This is a genomic window from Thauera sp. AutoDN2 (assembly GCF_051280715.1).
Taxonomy (GTDB): domain Bacteria; phylum Pseudomonadota; class Gammaproteobacteria; order Burkholderiales; family Rhodocyclaceae; genus Thauera.
The window spans coordinates 1-19562 of record NZ_JBNCAR010000015.1 but is presented as its reverse complement, the minus strand read 5'-3'; the positions used below and the strand labels follow the sequence as shown (position 1 = coordinate 19562).

The following is a 19562-nucleotide window of genomic DNA, read 5'->3' as shown; positions in this document are numbered from 1 at the left end:
TAGTCTCCTCGTCCTGTATCCGTCAGCGCATGCGCCGCGTCATGCATAATTATAGCCACAACTCGCGGCCGCCCCGCCGCATCGTGAATTCAGCACGTGACGCGCTCAAGAAGAGCGTTCAGACTGCCGTAATCTGACCCGCACACACCCCATGCCGCACCACGAGGCCCGTATGCCTTTGCTGCATTCTCCCCTTTCGTCGGTCTCCGCGTATGTGGACGCGTTCTCCGCGACCCCGCTGCCGGTGCTCCGCCATACAGTACGTGCGCTCGAGACATTGAGAGACAGCGGCGAATCGATCAATGCCCGCAAACTCTCGGGCATCGTGCTGACCGACCCCTTGATGACGCTGCGACTGCTCTCGTACCTCGAACGTCATCGCCGAGCGTCGCAGAACCACGACATCACGACCATCGAACGTGCAGTAATGATGATGGGGGTGGAGCCCTTCTTCAAGGCCTTCGACGAACTGCCCACGGTCGAAGACGCGCTCGCCGCGCACCCCAGAGCACTCGTGGGCGTGCTTCGGGTCATCGGAAGGGCGCGCAGGGCGGCCGAGTACGCACGCGACTTTGCCGTGCTGCGCCGCGACCTCGACGTGCAGGAGATCACCGTCGCGGCGCTGCTGCACGACACCACCGAGATCGTCACCTGGATTCACGCGCCCACGATGAGCCTGGAGGTCCTGCGCCGCCAGCAGGCACAGCCCGGGTTGCGATCGGCCGAGGCCCAGCGCGCCGTGTTCGGCGTCACCGCTGCCGAACTGCAGCTCGCGCTGGTTCGCGCCTGGCACATGCCGCAGTTGCTGGTGGCCCTGCTGGACGACCGCGAGCAGCAGAACCCGCGCGTACGCACGATCCGGCTGGCGGCCGACTTCACGCGCCACCTCGCCCATGGCTGGGATGATCCAGCACTGCCTGATGACCTCGCCGCACTCGAGGATCTGCTTCATCTGGGACGCGAAACCCTCCTCACCCGCCTCGGCGCGCCCGAACAGGCGCTCGAGCGCCTGCTCGCGCCACCCGCTGGCGGCTGAGCCCGCGCGGGGTCAGCCGCACATCAGGAGCAGGCTGCCGAAATCCAGCAGCAGTGCGGGATGCTGATAGGCGGCGAAAATCACCCCCAGCACCAGCGCAGCAAGCGCAATCAGCACGATCCGCAGCCACGCGTGCATCAGCGTGCCGCCGTTCGCAGCAGCGGCGCTTCACGCACCGGCAGCGACAGCGCGGCCGCCATCACCGACAGCGCAATCGACAGCCACCAGGCCATCAGATAGGAGCCGCTCAGGTCGAAGATCCGCCCGCCCAGCCAGGCGCCGAGAAAGCCGCCGATCTGATGGCCGAGGAAGACGATGCCGTACAGCATGCCCATGTAGCGCAGACCGAAGATATGCCCGACCAGGCCGCTGGTCAGCGGCACCGTGCCCAGCCACAGCAACCCCATCACCGCCGCGAACAGATAGAGCGTGAGCTGCGAGAGCGGAAACAGCAGCAGCGCAAGGATCGCCACGATACGCAGCGCATAGATGCCCGCGAGCAGCCCCTTCTTGCTGTAACAGCCGCCCAGCCAGCCCGACAGGAAGGAGCCGAAGATGTTGAACAGACCGATCAGCGCCACCGCAGTCATGCCGATGTTGGCCGACATGCCGCTATCGACCACGAATGCGGGCAGGTGCAGCATGATGAAGGCGGTCTGGAAGCCGCACACGAAGAAGCTCCAGAACAGGTAATGAAAGCTGGGCGTGCGCATCGCCTCGCCGAGCGCTTGGCGCAGCGATTGCTCCACACCGCCGCCACGCTCGCTGGTGCCGGTCACGGCCGCGGCAAGCGGGATGATCAGCGCAATGCCGAGTGCGAGCCACAGCAGGGCATCCTGCCAGCCGACCATGCTGATCAGCCCCTGCCCCACCGGCAGCACCGCGAACTGGCCGAAGCTGCCTCCGGCGGAAGCAAGGCCGAGGGCCATGCTGCGTTTCTCCGGCGCCGCCATGCGACCGACCACGCCCAGCACCACGCTGAAGGTGGTGCCCGACAGGCCCATGCCAACCAGCAAGCCCGCGCCCACGTTGAGTCCGAGCGCGGTGTCGGCATGGGCCATCACCACCAGCCCGAGGATATAGAGCAGCGCACCGCCGACCAATGTGCGGCCCGCACCGTGGCGGTCGGCGAAGGCACCGGCGAAGGGTTGGAACAGGCCCCACAGCAGGTTCTGCAGCGCAATCGAGAAGGAGAACAGCTCGCGCGACCAGCCTTGGTCGAGCGTCATCGGCTGCAGGAACAGTCCGCCCGTGTGGCGCACCCCCATGGCCAGCGTAAGGATCAGCGCGCCGCAGACGAGCACCACGGCGGGCCTGCGCAGAAATGAGGAGGAATCGGGGGTCAAGGCTGCAAGTTTTCCGTTATCCGGCACCCTTTATTGAGTGCGACTGTGGCATGCGTAACGCTTGTGGCAAGGACGGGAGTATATGATGCAGCCCGAACGAACAGGAGTCCCACATGAGCATCGGCACTGCAGTCTTTCTCGGCCTCATCGTCCTTGCCCTGGTGTACGGCATCGTGGTCTACAACGGCCTGGTGCAGCTCAAGCACAACCTCTCCAAGGCCTGGGCCAACATCGACGTGCTGCTCAAGCAGCGCCACGACGAGCTGCCAAAACTCGTCGAGGTTTGCCGCCAGTACAAGCAGTTCGAGCAGGAAACACTGGCACGGGTAACCGAAGCACGCGCACGTGTGGCGAAGGCGCGCGAGGCGCACGACGTACCCGCGCTGGGTGCCGCCGAGAACCTGCTGCGTGCCGGACTCGGGCAGATCTTCGCGGTGGCCGAGGCCTACCCCGAGCTCAAGGCCAACGAGCATTTCATGCAGTTGCAGACACGCATCACCGCACTGGAGAACGGGATCGCTGACCGGCGTGAGTGGTACAACGAGTCGGTGAATCTGCACAATGTCCGCATCGAGCAATTCCCGGATCTGATCATCGCCCGCCTGTTCGCCTACAGCGAGCAGCCGCTGCTGCAGTTCAGCACCGAGGAAAAGGCCGACGTCGACCTGAAGGCCCTGTTCCGCGCCTGACCTGGCGACACCCTCTGCCTAACGCCGCCCCGTCGGCCTGAGCCATGCTCGTGCATCTGCGCCATGTGCGCACCGACCTCGCGCTGCCCGCAATCCAGCTCGCGGCCGTCGCCCTCGCCTTGCGCTTCAGCGAAGGGGCAGGCACGGCGGTTGCGATCGCACTGCTGCTGGGCACCGGCCTGCTCGGCTGGGTACGCGCCCTGCGCCATGCGCGCCTGATCGCCGACACACCGACCGCACGCATTGCGTCTGCCGCCCAGGGCTACACCGAACTGCAGGGCCGTGGTCAGCCGCTGGACGGCATGCCGCTGCTCTCCCCGGTGAACGGCCTGCCGCTGCTGTGGTACCGGCTGGTCACCGAGCGCCGACAGTCGGACGGCAAATGGCGTGTGACCGGCACGGAAACCAGCGACGCGTCCTTTTTGCTCGACGACGGTAGCGGCCAGTGCGTGGTGGACCCGGACGGCGCCGAGATGCTGGTGCGCCGCTGCGACGTTTTCCGCAACGGCGACCTGCGCTACCGCCAGTGGTCCCTGATCCGCCACGACCGCATCTATGTGCTGGGCGACTTCGCCACCCTGGGCAGCGCCGATGTCGCGACCGATAGCGCCGCGCAGGTCAGGGAATTGCTCGCACAGTGGAAGCTGAACCACCCCGAGTTGCTGGCCCGCTTCGACCTCGATGGCAATGGCGAGATCGACATCCGCGAATGGGAGCTGGCCCGCGCGCAGGCCAGGCGCGAGGTGCGACGGATGCAGACGGAGGCCCTGGCCGCGCCCGACCTGCACGTTGTGCGTCGCCCGGACGGGCGCCGCCTGTTCCTGATCTCCGACCGCGATCCGGAAGAGATCGGCCGCAACTACCGCTGGCTGGCCGCTTACCACGCCGCGGTGTTCGTCGGTGCGGCAGGTGCCGGGGCCTGGTTCGTGCAGATTGGCGTGATCTGAAGTCCATCGTCTTGCCGCGAACGTGTACCCGCGACGCCCCGTTGGGGGGCGCGCTCGCGAACATCGCAGGTTTCACGGCTGCATGCGCGGGCAAGTCTGCCTGGACGGGCCATCCCATGGGCGGAGCCGTCCGCAGCGTGCCGGCCCCCTCGCGACTGCATCAGCCCTCGGCGCGCGACTCGAGCGACTCCCAACGCAGCATCGCGGCCTCGATCTCAGCCTCGAGCGCCTCGAGCCGGGCCTTGATCTGCGCAACTTCCTGCGGAGCGCCCTGATACAACGCCGGGTCGGCCAAGCGTGCATGGAGCGCGGTCTGCTCGTCCTCGAGCGCGGCGATGCGGTCTGGCAGCGCCTCCAGTTCGCGCTTGTCGTTGAAGGAGAGCTTGGCCGGCCGGCTTGCGCTACGCGTGTCGGCCACGCGCGGCCTATCGACCGCCGGCGCACTACGCTTCGCGGATTCGCGCGCTGCCGCCTCACGGCCCGCTGCATCTTCGGCGCGGCGCGCCTGCACACGCTGCCAGTCCTCGTAGCCGCCCGCGTACTCGCCCCAGCGCCCGTCGCCTTCGGCGGCGATCACCTGCGTCACAACGTTGTCGAGGAAGGCCCGGTCGTGGCTGACGAGGAAGAGCGTACCGTCGTATCCGGCGAGCAGCTCTTCGAGCAGATCCAGCGTTTCGATGTCGAGGTCGTTGGTCGGCTCGTCGAGCACCAGCACGTTGGCCGGGCGTGCGAACAGGCGCGCCAGCAGCAAGCGGTTGCGCTCGCCACCGGACAGCGACTTGACGGGCGAACGCGCGCGCTGCGGCGCAAACAGGAAGTCGCCCAGATAGCCGATGACGTGCTTCTTCTCGCCCCCGATCTCGACGTAGTCCGAGCCCGGGCTGATGACCTCGGTGAGCGGCAGCTCGGGGTCGAGCTGGGCGCGCAGCTGGTCAAAATACGCCACCGTCTGCCGGGTACCGCGGCGGACCGTGCCCTCGTCGGGCTCGATTTCGCCCAGGATCAGCTTCAACAGCGTGGTCTTGCCGGCGCCGTTCGGACCGATGAAGCCAATGCGATCGCCGCGCAGGATACGGGTTGAAAAGTCGCGCACCACCACCTTGTCGCCGTAGCGCTTGGTGACATGGGTGAGTTCGGCCACCATCTGACCGCTCTTGTCGCCGGTGTCGACCGTGAGGCTGACGTCGCCGAGGCGGTCGCGGCGAGCAGCGCGCGCACGGCGCAGGGACTCGAGCCTGCGCACGCGCCCCTCGTTGCGGGTGCGGCGAGCCTCGACCCCCTTGCGAATCCAGACCTCTTCCTGCGCGAGGAACTTGTCGAAGCGGGCAGCGGCTTTCTCCTCGGCCTCCAACTCCTCGGCCTTGCGGCGCTGGTATTCTGAGAAGCGCCCTGCGTAGCTCGCCAGATGGCCGCGGTCGAGCTCGATGATGCGGGTGGCGACGTGGTCGAGAAAGACGCGGTCGTGGGTGATGACGATGACCGCGCCGCGAAAGTCGCGGATCAGCTCTTCGAGCCACAGGATGCCGTCGAGGTCGAGATGGTTGGTCGGCTCGTCAAGCAGCAGCAGATCCGGCTCGGCGACCAGGGCGCGCGCCAGGGCTACACGCTTGACGCCGCCGCCCGAGAGGCTGGAAACCAATGCCGTCGGATCGAGTCCGAGACGCGCCACGACCTGTTCGACGCGCTGGTTCAGGCGCCATGCCTCGGCCGACTCGACCGCATGCTGCAGGGCATCGAGCCGGGCCATCGCCTCAGGCGTGGCGTGTTCGGCCACCGCGAGCATCGCTGCGTGGTAGTCGACCAGTAGCTGCGCCGCTGCACCCAGGCCGTCGGCGATGGTCGCGAACACGTCGCGCTCCAACTGGAAGTCCGGCTCCTGCGGGACATAGGCGGTGACCATTTCAGCCTGCCGCCAGACTGTGCCATCATCCAGCGCCGCCTGCCCGGCAAGCGCACGCAGCAGGCTGGATTTGCCCGAGCCGTTGCGCCCGATGAGCGCAACGCGCTCGCCGAGATCGAGCTGGAAGCTCACGTGGTCGAGCAGATCGACGTGACCGAAGGCAAGGCAGGCGTTCTCGACCGAAAGCAGGGGCATCGTGGGTTGTGCAGCGACGGCTACAGGGTGATGGGAAAGGCTGAATTCTAGCCCCCGCCAAGGCGCTGGTGCGGAATGCCGCATAATGCATCGCCGAAAGGGCCGGGCGCAGAGCGCGTGTACCGACCGGGGCCCCCTGCCCGCCCAGCGCTCCGGGCCGGCAGAATCGACACGAAAGGGATCATGGAACGACTTCTCGAACGTTTTGGTCGCTCCGACCAGGATCAGGCTGCCCTGTGGGCATCGCTGATCAACAAGCTGCGTCCGCCGCAAGCCACACAGGCTGACAAGGCTGCGGAGAACCTGCGCGCGTTGAGCCACCTGCTCGCGCGCCGCTCCGACCTGCTCGCCAACCTGCGCGACGCACTGCTGCGCCTGTTCGATGAGCACAAGCAGGTCACGATGTACGTCTCCTCGGGCCTGCTGCCTTCGACGGGCTTCTTCTCCGAAACCTTCCGCCGCGTGGGCGGGCGGCTGCTGCCCGAGATCATCGACACAAGCTATTTGAAGGACTTCATCTCTGCGGCCTTCCACCGCGTCGACGACGAGATCTGGGTGAACGCCATCCCGGACGAGGACTGGCAGGCCTTGCTGCATCTGCTGGTAGGCCACCAGACACCGATGTTCGAGGAGGATGCCAGCCCGCTGCCCAACGCGGTGGAGGAGATTCTCGAGTCGCTGCGCGTGCTGTCCTTCCACGTCTCGGCAATCGGACTGGACCGCGAGCTGGTGCGCATCGACCCCAATCTTGAGGAGCATGAGTCGCCCTTCCTCGCGCAGAACGCGGAGTTGCTCGCCTACATCGAACACTACAAGAAGTGGTGGACCACCCCCGGGGCGCTGATCGCCGACGACAAGCACCTCACCGTGATGCTGCACCAGTGCGACGAGATCCTGCAGCGCGTGCGCAAACGTGCGATGCGCATCGGCACCAGCCTCACCCTCACTTTCAAGCTGGAACGTCTGCGCCAGCATCTTGAGCGCATCCACGACCTGATCGAGCTGCTCGGCGAGCTTCGCACGCGGCGGGTGGTCGAGGATGCTGCACCACGCATCGTTCGCCTGTTCAAGACCCTGGTTCGCGCCGAATGCCGCAAGAATGTGCTCTCGGACTACTGGGGGCAGAACGTGGAGCTGTTGTCCCTGCGCATGACGGAGAGCGCGAGCCGGACCGGCGAGCACTACATCACCTCAACCCGGCGCGAGTATTTCGGCCTGCTCGCCTCCGCTGCGCTCGGCGGGCTGATCATCGCCTTCATGGCGGCGAACAAGATCGTACTCGGTGGTCAGGGCATGGCGCCGCTCAACGAACTGCTTTCGTTCTGCCTGAACTACGGCCTGGGTTTCATGCTCATCCACATGCTCGGCGGCACGGTGGCGACCAAGCAGCCGGCGATGACCGCCAATGCGATCGCCGCCTCGATCGGCGAGGCGAAGGGCAAGACGCGCGACCTGGAGGCGCTCGCCGACCTCATCGTGCGTACCATCCGCAGCCAGGCCGGCGCCATCCTGGGCAACATCGGCGTGGCGATCCCGGTGGCGATCGGCGTCGGGCTCCTCATCCACCTCGCCACCGGCGACCATTTCGTATCGCCGGACAAGGCCGAGGTGCTGCTGCAGGAAATCGACCCGCGCGGTGGCGCCCTCTTCTACGCAGCGATCGCCGGCGTGTGCCTGTTCATGTCGGGCCTGATCGCCGCCTACTACGACAACCTCTCCGCCTACAACCGCGTCCCGCAACGCCTGCGCCAGCTGCGCAGCCTGCGACGGCTGCTCGGCGAACAACGCCAGGCGCAACTGGCCGAGTACGTCGAGGAGCACATCGGCGCGCTCGCGGGGAATTTCTTCTTCGGCTTCCTGCTCGGCGGCGCTACCGCGCTCGGGGTCCTGTTCGGCCTGCCGATCGACATTCGCCACATCGCCTTTTCGTCGGCCTACCTGGGCTATGCAAGCGCCGCGCTGGACTTCTCCATTCCGCTCGGGACGGTGCTGCTGGCGTTCTCTGGCGTGTTGCTGATCGGTCTCACCAACCTGCTGGTCAGCTTCCTGCTCACGCTGAGCGTGGCGATGCGCGCGCGCCGCATCACCTTTGCCCAGAGCCGTGCCTTGGGCGGCCTGCTGCTGCGCCGCCTCCTGCGTACGCCGCACGCCTTCCTGTTCCCACCCCGCTCGGACGAGCCCGCCACCGCGCCATCGCAGGACACCCGCTGAGCACTGCCGAACTCGAGCGGAGGCCTGATCAACCAGGCATGGGGAGCCTGGCTGTTGGCAGCCGGGCTCCCTACAACCCCCTACACCGGGCTTGGTCTAAGGCCTCCGAACGGCTAGAATGCCGCCCCTGAGTCTCGCCATAGTTCAATGGATAGAACGGGCGCCTCCTAAGCGCCAGATCCAGGTTCGATTCCTGGTGGCGGGACCACTTGCTCAAGCTTGCGCGACTTTGCGCGGCCGACCTCGGTGACCCGCCCATGCCGCATTACGCCCACGTGCTCTTCGACCTGGACGGCACGCTCGTTGATTCTGCGCCGGCCATCCTCGCAAGCTATCGCGACGCGTTCAGCGCTACGGCGCGCGAACCGGTGACCTCCATCGACGCCTCGATCGTAGGCCCGCCGCTGCTCGAGACGCTGCAGATGCTGGCCGGGACCGAAGACCCGGGCGTGATCGATGCGCTCGCAGGCGCGTTCAAGGCGAGCTACGACAGCACCGGCTACCTTCAAACCGCGGCCTACGCGGGCGTAGGCGAGTTGCTTCAGGCGCTGGTGGCCGGTGGATGCACGCTTGCGATCGCGACCAACAAGCGCCTGCACCCCACGCAGCTGATCCTTGAGCACCTCGGCTGGGCGCGGCATTTTGCGGCGGTGTATGCGCTCGATCTGTTCACCCCCCGGCTGCCGGACAAGGCCACGATGATTGCCCGCCTGCTGGCAGACCGCGGCATCGCGCGCGAGCAGGCCGTGTATGTGGGCGACCGCAGCGAGGATGGCGAATCGGCCGACGCCAACGGCCTGCCCTTCATCGCCGCCACCTGGGGGTACGGAAGCCTGGGCAGCCACGAACTGGCCCCGCACTGGCGCGCCGCGACCTCGCCGGCCGAGCTGGCCAAAGCCATCCTCGACGCAAGCTGAACACAAGGCGGACGCGGGTGGGGACTACTGAACGCCCGACAGCAGACGCTGAAGATACTCGACCGGAATCGCGTAGCTGATACCCGAGGGATCGGACAGTACGTTCTCCTTGGTCGATTTGACGAACACCATGTTGAGCACGCCAATCACCACGCCCGTCTCGGGATCGTAGAGCGGGCTGCCGCTATTGCCTGGATACGCGGTCGCGTCGAGCTGATACACGCGGAAGGGATCGTTCGCAAGGCGCCGGATCAGCGCCGGGTTAAGTGCGCGGGAGTTGGCCTGGGGAATGGCGATCGGGGTGATTGCGGCGACGATACCGCGATGCGTGACCGGCGTCATGCCGAGCACGTTGCCAATCGGGAACCCGGTGAACGCAACCTCCTGCCCCTCTTGAACACGCGCGCCTGAAGACAGACGCAGCGCAGGCAGCGGTGCGCCGCCCAGGAGGCGGAGTACGGCGAGGTCGCGCTCGCGCTCGGTGGCGACGACGCTGGCCGCCTGCACCCTGCCCTCGTCAGCGTCACCCGCGGTGACGATGACGAGTGTCTCCATCTTGTCGCCTTCGAGGCTTTCCGGGAGCACATGGGCATTGGTCGCAACGAGTAAACCATTGCCGACGACGAAACCGGTGCCCCGAAACTGGAAAGCAGGACTGCGCGTGCGCTGATACGTCCCCACCGCAACCACGGAGGGTTTGATGCGGGGAACGGTGTCCACCAAGCCCGCGCCCGCTGTGATCGGAAACGCCGACAGCACGGACAGCGCAAACGCAGCGACGAGGGTGCGTCGGCGCGGCGCCGACGGGGCTTCTGCCCGGCGTTCAGGGCTCACGTTTCGTGTTCCTCCTGGCTGGCGAGGCGAAGTTTGCGCAGCATCGGGCTGGGTGCCACCACGCTGCCATCGAAGGGATGATGGTCGTGCCCGACGTGGCGAAGAATGCGTTCGACATACGCCTGGGTTTCACGGTACGGCGGCACGCCGCGGTAGCGGTCCACCGCGCCCTCGCCCGCGTTGTACCCAGCCGCGGCAAGCGCGATATCCCCCTCGAAGTACGCCAGCAGCCAGCGTAGATAGGCCAAGCCACCGCGGATGTTCTGCTCGGGATCGTAGGGACGCGTGACATTGAAGCGCTCGGCGGTGGCGGGAATCAGTTGCATCACCCCCATCGCGTTCTTGGGCGACAGGGCTTGCGGGTTGAGCGCTGACTCGGTCAGCCCGATCGCGAGCGCAAATTGCGGCAACACCCCGTAAGCAGGCGCAAGTTCAGCGAGCAGTTGGGCCACCTGCTGGCGCTCCGCAGGCAGACGGGCGACAAGCGCCGCGACCGGCCAGCGTTCCGCGAGGATGGAAGAAGGCGTCTTGAGACAGGCCGGCGGTCTCGCAGCCCCCTCCGCGCCGCCGGTGTAGCGCAGCATCCGTGCCGCGTGCTCGTCGCCCCTGTCGGCCGCCATCGAAAACAACGACGCCGCGTGCGCATCGTCGCGCTCGACCCCGCGACCGTTGGCATACATCCAGCCCAGCGCGTACATGGCCTGCACATTGCCCAAACGCGCCGCTTCGCAATACAGCCGCGCTGCATAAGGCTGGTCACGCGGGACACCCTCGCCATGCTCGTAGCCGATCGCTTCCGCGGTGAGATAGGACGCCTGCTCGGCAAGGACACGCGCGACAACATCCTTGCCTGCAGCGAACACGGGGGCAGCAAGGCCCAGGGCGAAGGACAAGCCCATCACCGGCGCCAGGCGAATGCCTGCGCCAAGACGCCACGGGCGAAGCACGGTTCGAAAAGAGGCTTTACGCGTTTTCTTTTCCATGCTTCTTTATGGCATGCCAAGGTCAAAGACGCCAGACCCGCGCGCCCTTTGCCGCAAGCGCGGCCGGATCGTAGCCGGACTTCACGTCGGCGAAAACGCCGCCTGGGGCAAGCTTGGTGAGCAGCCGCTCCAGTGGCATCTCGACATACTCCCGGTGTGCAACCGCAGCCACGATCGCATCGGCTACCGGCAGTGCGTCCCAGTCACACAGCGACACGCCGTACTCGTGCTCGGCCTCAGCGGACGATGCCACCGCGTCGTGCACGATCACCTCGCAGCCGTAGCTCTGCAATTCGTGAATGACGTCGATCACCTTGCTGTTGCGCAGATCGGGGCAGTTCTCCTTGAAGGTCAGGCCCAGCACCACAACCTTCGCACCCTTGATGCTGGAGCCGGCAACGATCATCTGCTTGACCGTCTGCTCGGCCACGTATTTGCCCATGCCGTCATTGATGCGCCGACCGGCGAGTATGACTTCGGGGTGATAGCCGAGCATGTCGGCCTTGTGCGTGAGGTAGTAGGGATCGACCCCGATGCAGTGCCCACCCACCAGGCCAGGGCGGAAAGGGAGAAAATTCCACTTGGTACCCGCCGCCTTGAGCACCTCGAGCGTGTCGATGCCGATCTTGTGGAAGATCACCGCGAGTTCGTTCATCAGCGCAATGTTGAGGTCGCGCTGGGTGTTCTCGATCACCTTGGCAGCCTCGGCGACCTTGATCGAGCTGGCCGGATACACACCTGCGGTGATCACCGAGCCATAGATCTCCTGCACCCTCGCCAGCGTTGCGGGGGTGTCGCCCGAGACCACCTTGAGAATCTTGGTAACGGTGCGCTCCTTGTCGCCCGGGTTGATGCGCTCGGGCGAATAGCCGACGAAGAAACCCTCCTTCCACTTCATGCCGGACTGTCGCTCGAGGATGGGGATGCAGACCTCCTCGGTAGCGCCCGGATAGACGGTGGATTCGTACACCACGACTGCGCCGTGCTTGAGGTGCTTGCCCACCGTCTCCGAAGACTTCACCAAGGGTGTGAAATCCGGCTGATGCGCGGCATCGACCGGCGTCGGTACGGCCACGACGACGAAGTCGGCCTCGGCGAGCACGGCCGGGTCGGTGTGACAGCTGAGCTGCGTGGCGGCACGCAGATCCTCGGACGCGACCTCGCCGGTCGGGTCGCAGAATTCGCGGTAGGCTGCAACCTTCTCGGCAGACAGGTCGAAGCCGAGGGTGCGGTACTTCTTGCCGAACTCCACGGCGAGCGGGAGTCCGACGTAACCGAGCCCGACGACGGCGATGGTGGTCATGTAGCGTGTTCCTTGTGAGTTTGGAGATGCGGTTCGTTCAAAGCGTGCCCTGCACCGCAAGCGCCTCGCGGTGCAGTGAGGTCCCTTCCTTGAGGCGCGGAAGCAGCGCTTCGAGCATTGCGCGCGCCTCATCCTTGCGCCCTGCGATCGCGAGTGCGCGCGCGAGGTTGAGCTGAAGCGGCAGCAGGTCGGGGCCGAGCGTAACCGCTCGCTGCAGGTTCACCAGGCCCTTCTCGATATCGCCGCCTTCCACCTGGATCATGCCCACGGTGTCGAGGATGGCGGGGTTGTCGGGGGCGAGGCGCAAGGCTTGCTCGCCGTACTCGAGCGCCTTCGGGTCCTTCATCTCCTTGGCGGTCCACGCCAGATTGTTCAGGATCAGTGCATTCTGGGGGACCATCTCGTGCATGCGCGAGAGCAGCGTCATCGCATCGGCATGACGCCCCTCTGACAACGCGATTTCCGAAAGGTAGCCACGAACAATCAGATCATCCGGTTGCTTCTCCAGCCACGCAGCGGCGGCACGATCCGCCTCGGTCCGGCGTTCCGCGCGCAACAGGGCGCCATGCAGACGCACCGCAGCCGGTCCGCCGCCGTTGGCCTCCAGCGCCTTGCGATAAGCCTCCGCGGCTTCGTTCCACTTGCCGCCATTGGCATGGATCTCACCCTCGAGCAGGTAGCCTGCGGGGCGTTCGGCCTGGCGCGACTGCGCCTCGCGCGCGAGCTTGAGCGCGCCATCGCGGTCACCACGCTCGACAAGCAGCGCGATCAGCCGCTGCTGGGCCTCGGTCGCATCCGGCGCGATCGACAGTGCACGACGCAAGGCCTGCTCCGCGGCACTGTTGTCCTTTAGCGAGCGCTGCACATCGGCCAGCATGATGTGCGGCTGGGGCGAACGTGGCAGCAGGCTGCCGAGGCGATTCAGTGCCGAGATCGCCTGCTGGCTGTCACCCGAGGCCAGTTGGGCGCGGGCAAGAATCTCGACCACCCGGGCGTCGTTACCATGGGCCGCGGCGACCTTCTGCGCGAGTTGCAGCGCACGCGGAAAGTCACCCTGGCCGAGGTGGTGGCGAACGATGGCGAGGTTGGGCGCGACCGCTCCGGGCGACGCGGCCTCGGCGCGCTCGAGCGAGGTGAGCACCTCGGCGGGCTTCGCCCCCGTTGCGCGCTGAATCTCCGCCAGCGTGAGGAGGGCCTCCACGTTCTGGGGGTTCTGGTCGGCAACCGTCTTGATGCGCGCGATCGCCTGTTCGCTCTGCTGTTCGGCGAGGTCGAGACGCGCCAGATTGACGGCGGCGGCAAGGTAGTCCCCCTTGATCGCAAGCGCCTTCTCGAACGCTTCCCGGGCAGCTGGCACATCACGCTTGGCGAGCATCAACCCGCCACGAAGATTGTGCACCAGTGGATTGTCGGGCTGCTTGCGTTCGAGTTGCGCCTGCGCCTCGAGCGCCTTGTCTGCTTCGCCGCGGCGCAAATGCCCCATCACGATCGCGAGATCGGCCTGGATCCCGCTTTCGTCCATCTGCGCAGCATTCTCCAGGTCGGCAAAGGCGGCTTCGGCATCGCCGGTCGCCATGCGGGTGATACCGAGCCGTACGCGCGCACGCGGATCTTCGGGCGCGGCCTGGGCGGCGCGGTCGAAGTAGGCCTCCGCACGTTCGAAATCCCCGTTGGCGAGGAACACCTGCCCCGCCAGTCCGAGCTGGCGAGCATCGGGCTCGGCCATCTGCAACAGCGGCTCGAGCAGTTCGAGGGCACGCTGCGCCTCGCCGGTGGCGAGATGCGAAACAATCAGAGACTGCCGCGCGAAGACGTCACGCGGGGCACGTTCGAGCACGCGCCCCAGATGGGTGCGCCCAAGCGCGTGCTCGTTCAGCCGCACGAGCACCGCCCCGGCAAGCAGTTCTGCAGGCAGGTGGTTGGGCGCATCCTTGAGCACGAGCGTCAGGTTGTCTCGTGCTTCGGCAAGCCGGCCATCACGAAAGTCGATCACGGCCTTGATGTAGCGCGTGAGCGGGTGATTGGGCGCGGCCGCCTGCATCGCCTCAAGCGCCTTGCCAGCCTCGTCGGCCTTGCCCGAACGCAGCAGCTGCATTACGTAGGCATTGTGGTAATTGACGTTCTTCGGCGCCAGACGAACCGCCTCACGCATCGCATCCAGCGCCTGGACAGGCTCACCCCGCATCAGCCGGGCGTCTGCGAGGGAGGCATGCGCGATGGCCAGCTCGGGGTGGCGTTCAACACCCAGGCGAGCTTCACGCTCCGCGGCTTCCAGGTCGCCGGAGACGAGATGGACCCGCGTCAGCCCGATCCGCGCCCTGGCATCGTTGTCATTGGCCACCAGCGCATCCAAGAACGCCGCGCGCGCCTTCTCGAGGTTGCCCTTGGCGAGGTGGGCATCACCGACCGCCGCAAGGATCGACGCCTGGGCCTGAGCATTGCCGACACGCAGGTCGGCGAACTGCTCGAGCAACTTGTCGAACTCCCCCGCATCCGCCAGTGCCCGGGCAAGCAGCGGCGCGGTTTCGTCCCTGGCATAACCGAGTTCCTGCGCTCGCTGCAGTTCCTTGACCGCCCCGAGCACATCCCCCTGCTCCAAATGGATTCTGCCAAGCAGGAAGCGCGCCTCGGCAAGGCTGCCATTTTCCTGCAGGGCGTTCTTCAGCTGAATGCTCGCCGCAGCAAGATCCTGCTTGTCCAGGTAGGTCTTGGCTGAGGCCAGCATCTCCTCGGGGCTCTGGCCGCAGCCCGCGAGAAGTAGCGCGGAGAACGCGAGCGCAGCAGCGCCGCGGGCGCGCCCGGACCAGGCGATCGGGCGCAGTACGGGTTTTCTTGAGCTCACGAACCATTCTCCTTCTTCAGGCCGAAGCGGCCGAGCAGATCGTACAAAGAGGGGCGGCTGACGCCGAGGATCTCGGCCGCCCGCGCAATGTTGCCATTGGTGCGGGCGATGGCCTTGAGCACCGCGGTCCGCTCCGCCTCCTCCCGGACATGACGTAGGTTCAGGTGGGACAGATCCTCGTCAGCGGCACCAAGACCGAGATCCACCGCACCGATGCAGTCGCCGTCGGCCATGATCACCGCACGCTTCATGCAGTTTTCAAGCTCACGGACGTTGCCCGGCCATCTGTACGCCTCGATGGCGGAGAGGGCATCCTCGCCCAGCACCGGCGGGCGCCGCCCGTTCTCGCGCGCATAGCGCTGCACGAATGCGTGCGCGAGCAAGGCAGCGTCACCGTCGCGCGCACGCAGCGGCGGAATCTCGATCACGATCTCCGCCAGGCGATAATACAGATCCTCGCGGAACACCCCCGCCTGGATCTGTGCCTTCAGGTCACGATGGGTGGCGCAGACGATACGGACATCGACCGGAATCTCATCACGGCCGCCGATGCGCTCGATGACGCGCTCCTGCAGGAAGCGCAGCAACTTGGCCTGCAGCGGCAGGGGTAGATCTCCGATCTCGTCGAGGAAGAGCGTTCCCTTGTGCGCCGTCTCGATCTTGCCCGGAGTCTGCTTCACCGCACCGGTGAAGGCTCCCTTTTCGTAACCGAACAGTTCGCTCTCGAGCAAGGTGTCCGGGATTGCCGCACAGTTGATCGCCACGAAGCGCTCCTGCGAACGCGGCGACAGCGCGTGCAACCCACGGGCAAGGATCTCCTTGCCGGTTCCGCTCTCCCCCAGCAAGGCGACCGTGACCGACGCGGAGGCCAGGCGCTCGATCGTGCGGCAGACCTTGAGCATGCCCGGGTCGCGCGTGAGCAGCCCCGACATCGGGCTACCTGCGAGCGCTGCAAGCCGGGCGTTCTCCATCTGCAGGTCGTGCATGCGGAAGGCGCGATCAATCGTCAGATTGAGCAACTCGGGCTCGAAGGGCTTGGCGAAAAAGTCGTATGCACCCAGCCCGACCGCTCTGACCGCGTTCTCGCGATCATGCTGGCCGGTCAGCACGATGACCTTGGTGTCGGGCGCCAAGGAGAGGATCTCGCGGAGAAGTTTGAAGCCCTCAGTCACGTCGTCCGGGGCTGGGGGTAGTCCCAGATCCATGGTAACCACGGCCGGCTCGTGCTTGCGCAACTGTGCAATGGCGCTTTCCCGGTCGTCGGCAACAACCGTATCGCAGGCGTCGAAAGCCCATCGCATCTGCTTTTGCAGCGCCGGATCGTCCTCCACGATCAGGAGCGTGCGCTGCTTGTCGGGCGTCGTATTCACTGTATTCCTGTAATTTCCGAACGTTGACGTTCGCGCTGGACCACCGGCAACTCGATCGTCACCCGCGTACCGCGCCCAGGCTCGCTGTCGTAGCGCAGACTCCCGCCAATTTCCTCAAGGTACTGCCGGGTCTCGAACACGCCGATGCCCATGCCGCTCGCCTTGGTCGTCTCGAATGGGCGCGACAGGCGTTCGCGAATGAACGCACGCGTCATACCGCAGCCGGTATCTTCAACAACCAGACTCGCGCAACCTGGCGTCGCGTGATCGACACTCAATGAGACCTTACCATCCTCGGGCGTTGCGTCGAGTGCATTTTGCACGACATGACCAATGATTCTCTCCAGCCGTTGCGGGTGCGCCGCGACCTCAATGCCATGCGCCTCGTTCAGTGCGAGCTCGACCGCAGGCCGCTGGCTGCGCCGCCGCTCGCATACGGTGCGCAGCAGGGTGCACAGATCGACCGCGCGCGGCGGATCGATCGAGCGCTTCTCCTGCAACTGCGTCATCAATCCGCGCATGCGCGACTCCACATGCGCGACGGTCTCGAGCATGTCCTGCTGGAATTCGGGATTGTCTCGATGGCGCTCGGCGTTGCGCAGCATCAGGGAGAGTTGTGCGACAAGGTTCTTCAGATCGTGCACGACGAAAGCCGACATGCGGTTGAACGAGTCGAACTTGCGTGCCTCGAGCAGTGCTTCTGCCGAGAGCATGCGATCGAGGTAACCTGCTGCCTGGCGCTGCGCGGTTTTCAGTAGATCCAGCACCTCCCAGTCGATCTCGAACGGGGTGCGTGGCGAACTCAGCACCACGAAGCCGATCAACCCGTCCGGCGTCTGCAGCGGAATCACCGCCCAGGCCTCTTCCAAACGGCACAGCCAGCCCGGCAACACCATCCCTTCGTACCGCTCCGGGCGCTCGGCATACTCGCCCAGATCGACCACCCAGCCTCGTTCATCCATGAAGCGGCAGAAAGCCGAATCAGCAGGTTCGAAAGCATCCACATCCGGATGATTGAAACGCGAATGCAGGGCAAACGCACCCCGCCCGTTGGCAAGCCACAGCGCCCCTCCCGGGCTCTCGACAAGATCCGACAGCGCCTTGATGACCGTCTGCCCGAGGTCCAGACTCTTGTCTGCGGACGCCAGCGCCTGCGTGAAGCGCAACCACTCGTTGCGGTAATCGTAGCGATAGGGAAAGAGATGCTTGTTGATCAGCACACGCAGCTTCGCCCGCAGCGCCCCTGAGAACAGCAGCGCACCGAGCAGCACCAATCCGGCAAACAGCAGCGCGAGTTGCAGGGCCCGGCCCCAGTCACCGCCAAAATAACGCACGTAGTAGGCTGCGCCAGCGATCACAAGCAGATAGAGGCCCGCTCCCGCGAGCGCGGTGGAGTGAAACACCACCTCTCTGGAGACGGACATGCGCAATGTCCACGAGGGGCTACGCGCACCCGAGAGCGCGATAAGTGGAATCACCAGCGCATGAGCAAGCCCGCGCACAGCCCAGACATCTTCATCGATACGAGAGAAAAGGGCCGCATCCGCAAACAGGTAGAGCTCGAAGGTATAGCCCGCAGCAAGCGCAAGACATAGCGGCTTGATACCCCAGCGCGAGGCGGGGGGCACGTTCCTGTAGAGCTGCTCGACGAGCATCAGGCCAACAATGGCATGACCCAGCCAGGCGGCCAGCAGCGGACGAATCGCCAGGGCAGCACCGCCCAGATAGAGCTCGGCAATGAGCGCGGCGAACTGAATCAGTACCGTCAGCACGGCCAGTTGCGCAGGCCAGCGCAGTCGCCCCCCCCACAAGGGACGGGCGAGCACGATCAGGAAGGCATACCAAGCACCGATCCGTAGCACGTCCGCAACGCTTGCCGCCAGCGAAACGCTCATTCCTGAACCGGTCACACCCAGAGCGGAAAGCCCGCTCCAGAGCGCCGACAGCGTCACCGCCGCAAACAGCACACCGCCCGGCAGCGCCCCGCGCCAGGCAAAGAAGATGTACAGCCCGAAAGCCAGATAGGCGAACGCAGCGACTCCGTAACTCCAGGCTGCGACTTCAAGCATTCATCCGCTCCGCCTTAAGCTTGTACACGCACACCCCTGCCTCCGAACCCTGGCACTGCCTCACCGGACACGGCGAGCTCAGTGCGCCCCTTCTCCCGTAAGCACCACACGCACAGTTTCGAACAGCACCAGTGTATCGAGAACCAGGGTGTGGTTCTTGACGTAGTAAAGGTCGTACTGCAGCTTCTCCGCTGCATCATCGACCGAAGCCCCGTACTGGTAGCGTACCTGCGCCCACCCCGTTACCCCTGGCTTCACGCAATGACGAACCGCATAGAAGGGAATCTGCTCCGTCAACTGCTCGACAAAGAACGGCCGTTCGGGTCGCGGCCCCACCAGACTCATGTCCCCGCGCAGCACATTGAACAGCTGCGGCAACTCATCGATGCGCAGCTTGCGGATCACCTTCCCGATCCGCGTTACACGATCATCGTTAGCGCTCGCCCAGCGAGGCTTGCCATCCCTCTCGGCATCTCGGCGCATGCTGCGGAACTTGACCACCCGGAAGATTCGCCCGCCCAGACCGACCCGATCCTGGGCGTAGAAGATCGGCGCACCGTCTTCGAGCAGGATAAGGACCGCCGTAACGATCATGATCGGCATGAAGACCAGTAGGAGCAGCAGGGCCACCACAAGATCGAAGCACCTCTTCACGAAAGTGCGCAACCACCCCTGGCGGAACCCGTCTCCATAGATCAGCCAGCTTGCACGCAGGGAGTCGAGGCGGATCTGCCCCTGGACGCACTCGAAGAACGACGAAAGATCCCGAATCCGCAACCCGGCAAGCTTGCAGTCGAGAAGCTCGCGCAGTGACAGCACGCCCCAGGGCCATCGCACTCGAATGACATGGCCTTTCTGAAATTTGCCGAAAAAGTGGTTCACGTTCAATAGGTTATGCAGCCATCTTGTGAACCCTCTCA

At 65.5% G+C, this 19562-nt stretch carries 15 protein-coding genes and 1 tRNA gene; 6 read left to right on the top strand and 10 right to left on the bottom strand.

Going from position 1 to position 19562, the window contains the following annotated elements; translation table 11 throughout:
• Positions 1–172 precede the first annotated feature (172 nt).
• Positions 173–1036, top strand: coding sequence for an HDOD domain-containing protein (locus tag ACPT9U_RS10000; protein WP_435750803.1), 864 nt, complete (start codon positions 173–175; stop codon positions 1034–1036).
• 12 nt (positions 1037–1048) lie between these two features.
• Here ACPT9U_RS10000 and ACPT9U_RS09995 read toward each other — a convergent pair whose 3' ends face one another.
• Complete coding sequence (locus ACPT9U_RS09995) at positions 1049–1174, bottom strand: hypothetical protein (RefSeq protein WP_418363322.1); 126 nt, start codon at positions 1172–1174, stop codon at positions 1049–1051.
• Positions 1174–2382, bottom strand: a complete 1209-nt coding sequence (locus tag ACPT9U_RS09990; RefSeq protein WP_418363323.1) for an MFS transporter — start codon at positions 2380–2382, stop codon at positions 1174–1176. The genes ACPT9U_RS09995 and ACPT9U_RS09990 overlap by 1 nt, the downstream gene beginning before the upstream one ends.
• A 113-nt stretch (positions 2383–2495) precedes the next feature.
• Between ACPT9U_RS09990 and ACPT9U_RS09985 the strand changes: the two genes are divergently transcribed.
• Both ACPT9U_RS09985 and ACPT9U_RS09980 read left to right on the top strand, forming a co-directional pair.
• Positions 2496–3071 carry a LemA family protein gene (locus ACPT9U_RS09985; RefSeq protein ID WP_418363324.1) on the top strand — a complete coding sequence of 192 codons (576 nt, stop codon included), beginning with the start codon at positions 2496–2498 and terminating at the stop codon, positions 3069–3071.
• A 44-nt stretch (positions 3072–3115) separates the two neighbouring features.
• A complete protein-coding gene (locus ACPT9U_RS09980; protein ID WP_418363325.1) occupies positions 3116–4018 on the top strand; it encodes a hypothetical protein in 903 nt (300 codons plus the stop codon).
• A gap of 160 nt (positions 4019–4178) precedes the next feature.
• Here ACPT9U_RS09980 and ACPT9U_RS09975 read toward each other — a convergent pair whose 3' ends face one another.
• Positions 4179–6113: an ATP-binding cassette domain-containing protein gene (locus ACPT9U_RS09975; protein WP_435750802.1), complete on the bottom strand. Its 1935-nt coding sequence runs from the start codon at positions 6111–6113 to the stop codon at positions 4179–4181.
• Positions 6114–6296: 183 nt separating this feature from the next.
• Here ACPT9U_RS09975 and ACPT9U_RS09970 point away from each other — a divergent pair, with 183 nt between their 5' ends.
• The 3 genes from ACPT9U_RS09970 (at position 6297) to ACPT9U_RS09960 (ending at position 9241) form a co-directional block, all read left to right on the top strand.
• On the top strand, positions 6297–8324 hold the full coding sequence (locus ACPT9U_RS09970; protein ID WP_435750801.1) for a site-specific recombinase: 2028 nt from the start codon (positions 6297–6299) through the stop codon (positions 8322–8324).
• Positions 8325–8457: 133 nt separating this feature from the next.
• Positions 8458–8532, top strand: a tRNA-Arg gene (locus ACPT9U_RS09965).
• Positions 8533–8581: 49 nt separating this feature from the next.
• The gene (locus ACPT9U_RS09960; protein ID WP_435750800.1) at positions 8582–9241 is read left to right on the top strand and encodes an HAD family hydrolase; all 660 of its coding nucleotides are present in this window, start codon (positions 8582–8584) and stop codon (positions 9239–9241) included.
• 24 nt (positions 9242–9265) lie between these two features.
• Here ACPT9U_RS09960 and ACPT9U_RS09955 read toward each other — a convergent pair whose 3' ends face one another.
• The 7 genes from ACPT9U_RS09955 to ACPT9U_RS09925 all read right to left on the bottom strand — a co-directional run.
• On the bottom strand, positions 9266–10075 hold the full coding sequence (locus ACPT9U_RS09955) for a S1 family peptidase (RefSeq protein WP_435750799.1): 810 nt from the start codon (positions 10073–10075) through the stop codon (positions 9266–9268).
• Positions 10072–10974 (bottom strand): lytic transglycosylase domain-containing protein, encoded by a 903-nt coding sequence (locus ACPT9U_RS09950; protein ID WP_435750798.1) that lies wholly within the window; start codon positions 10972–10974, stop codon positions 10072–10074. The genes ACPT9U_RS09955 and ACPT9U_RS09950 overlap by 4 nt, the downstream gene beginning before the upstream one ends.
• A 106-nt stretch (positions 10975–11080) precedes the next feature.
• Positions 11081–12361, bottom strand: coding sequence for a nucleotide sugar dehydrogenase (locus ACPT9U_RS09945; protein ID WP_435750797.1), 1281 nt, complete (start codon positions 12359–12361; stop codon positions 11081–11083).
• A gap of 37 nt (positions 12362–12398) precedes the next feature.
• Positions 12399–15203 (bottom strand): XrtA/PEP-CTERM system TPR-repeat protein PrsT, encoded by a 2805-nt coding sequence (gene prsT, locus ACPT9U_RS09940; protein WP_435750796.1) that lies wholly within the window; start codon positions 15201–15203, stop codon positions 12399–12401.
• Positions 15200–16573 carry a PEP-CTERM-box response regulator transcription factor gene (gene prsR, locus ACPT9U_RS09935; protein WP_435750795.1) on the bottom strand — a complete coding sequence of 458 codons (1374 nt, stop codon included), beginning with the start codon at positions 16571–16573 and terminating at the stop codon, positions 15200–15202. The genes prsT and prsR overlap by 4 nt, the downstream gene beginning before the upstream one ends.
• The gene (prsK, locus tag ACPT9U_RS09930) at positions 16570–18642 is read right to left on the bottom strand and encodes an XrtA/PEP-CTERM system histidine kinase PrsK (protein ID WP_435750794.1); all 2073 of its coding nucleotides are present in this window, start codon (positions 18640–18642) and stop codon (positions 16570–16572) included. The genes prsR and prsK overlap by 4 nt, the downstream gene beginning before the upstream one ends.
• Positions 18643–18720: 78 nt before the next feature.
• Positions 18721–19562, bottom strand: an 842-nt coding sequence (locus tag ACPT9U_RS09925; protein ID WP_435750793.1) for a TIGR03013 family XrtA/PEP-CTERM system glycosyltransferase, incomplete at its 5' end; no start/stop codon positions are given.

Coding starts and splice junctions, on each gene's coding strand:
- ACPT9U_RS10000 (WP_435750803.1), top strand. CDS start 173: ATGCCTTTGCTGCATTCTCCCCTTTCGTCGGTCTCCGCGTATGTGGAC.
- ACPT9U_RS09995 (WP_418363322.1), bottom strand. CDS start 1,174: ATGCACGCGTGGCTGCGGATCGTGCTGATTGCGCTTGCTGCGCTGGTG.
- ACPT9U_RS09985 (WP_418363324.1), top strand. CDS start 2,496: ATGAGCATCGGCACTGCAGTCTTTCTCGGCCTCATCGTCCTTGCCCTG.
- ACPT9U_RS09980 (WP_418363325.1), top strand. CDS start 3,116: ATGCTCGTGCATCTGCGCCATGTGCGCACCGACCTCGCGCTGCCCGCA.
- ACPT9U_RS09975 (WP_435750802.1), bottom strand. CDS start 6,113: ATGCCCCTGCTTTCGGTCGAGAACGCCTGCCTTGCCTTCGGTCACGTC.
- ACPT9U_RS09970 (WP_435750801.1), top strand. CDS start 6,297: ATGGAACGACTTCTCGAACGTTTTGGTCGCTCCGACCAGGATCAGGCT.
- ACPT9U_RS09960 (WP_435750800.1), top strand. CDS start 8,582: ATGCCGCATTACGCCCACGTGCTCTTCGACCTGGACGGCACGCTCGTT.
- ACPT9U_RS09950 (WP_435750798.1), bottom strand. CDS start 10,974: ATGGGCTTGTCCTTCGCCCTGGGCCTTGCTGCCCCCGTGTTCGCTGCA.
- ACPT9U_RS09945 (WP_435750797.1), bottom strand. CDS start 12,361: ATGACCACCATCGCCGTCGTCGGGCTCGGTTACGTCGGACTCCCGCTC.
- prsK (WP_435750794.1), bottom strand. CDS start 18,642: ATGCTTGAAGTCGCAGCCTGGAGTTACGGAGTCGCTGCGTTCGCCTAT.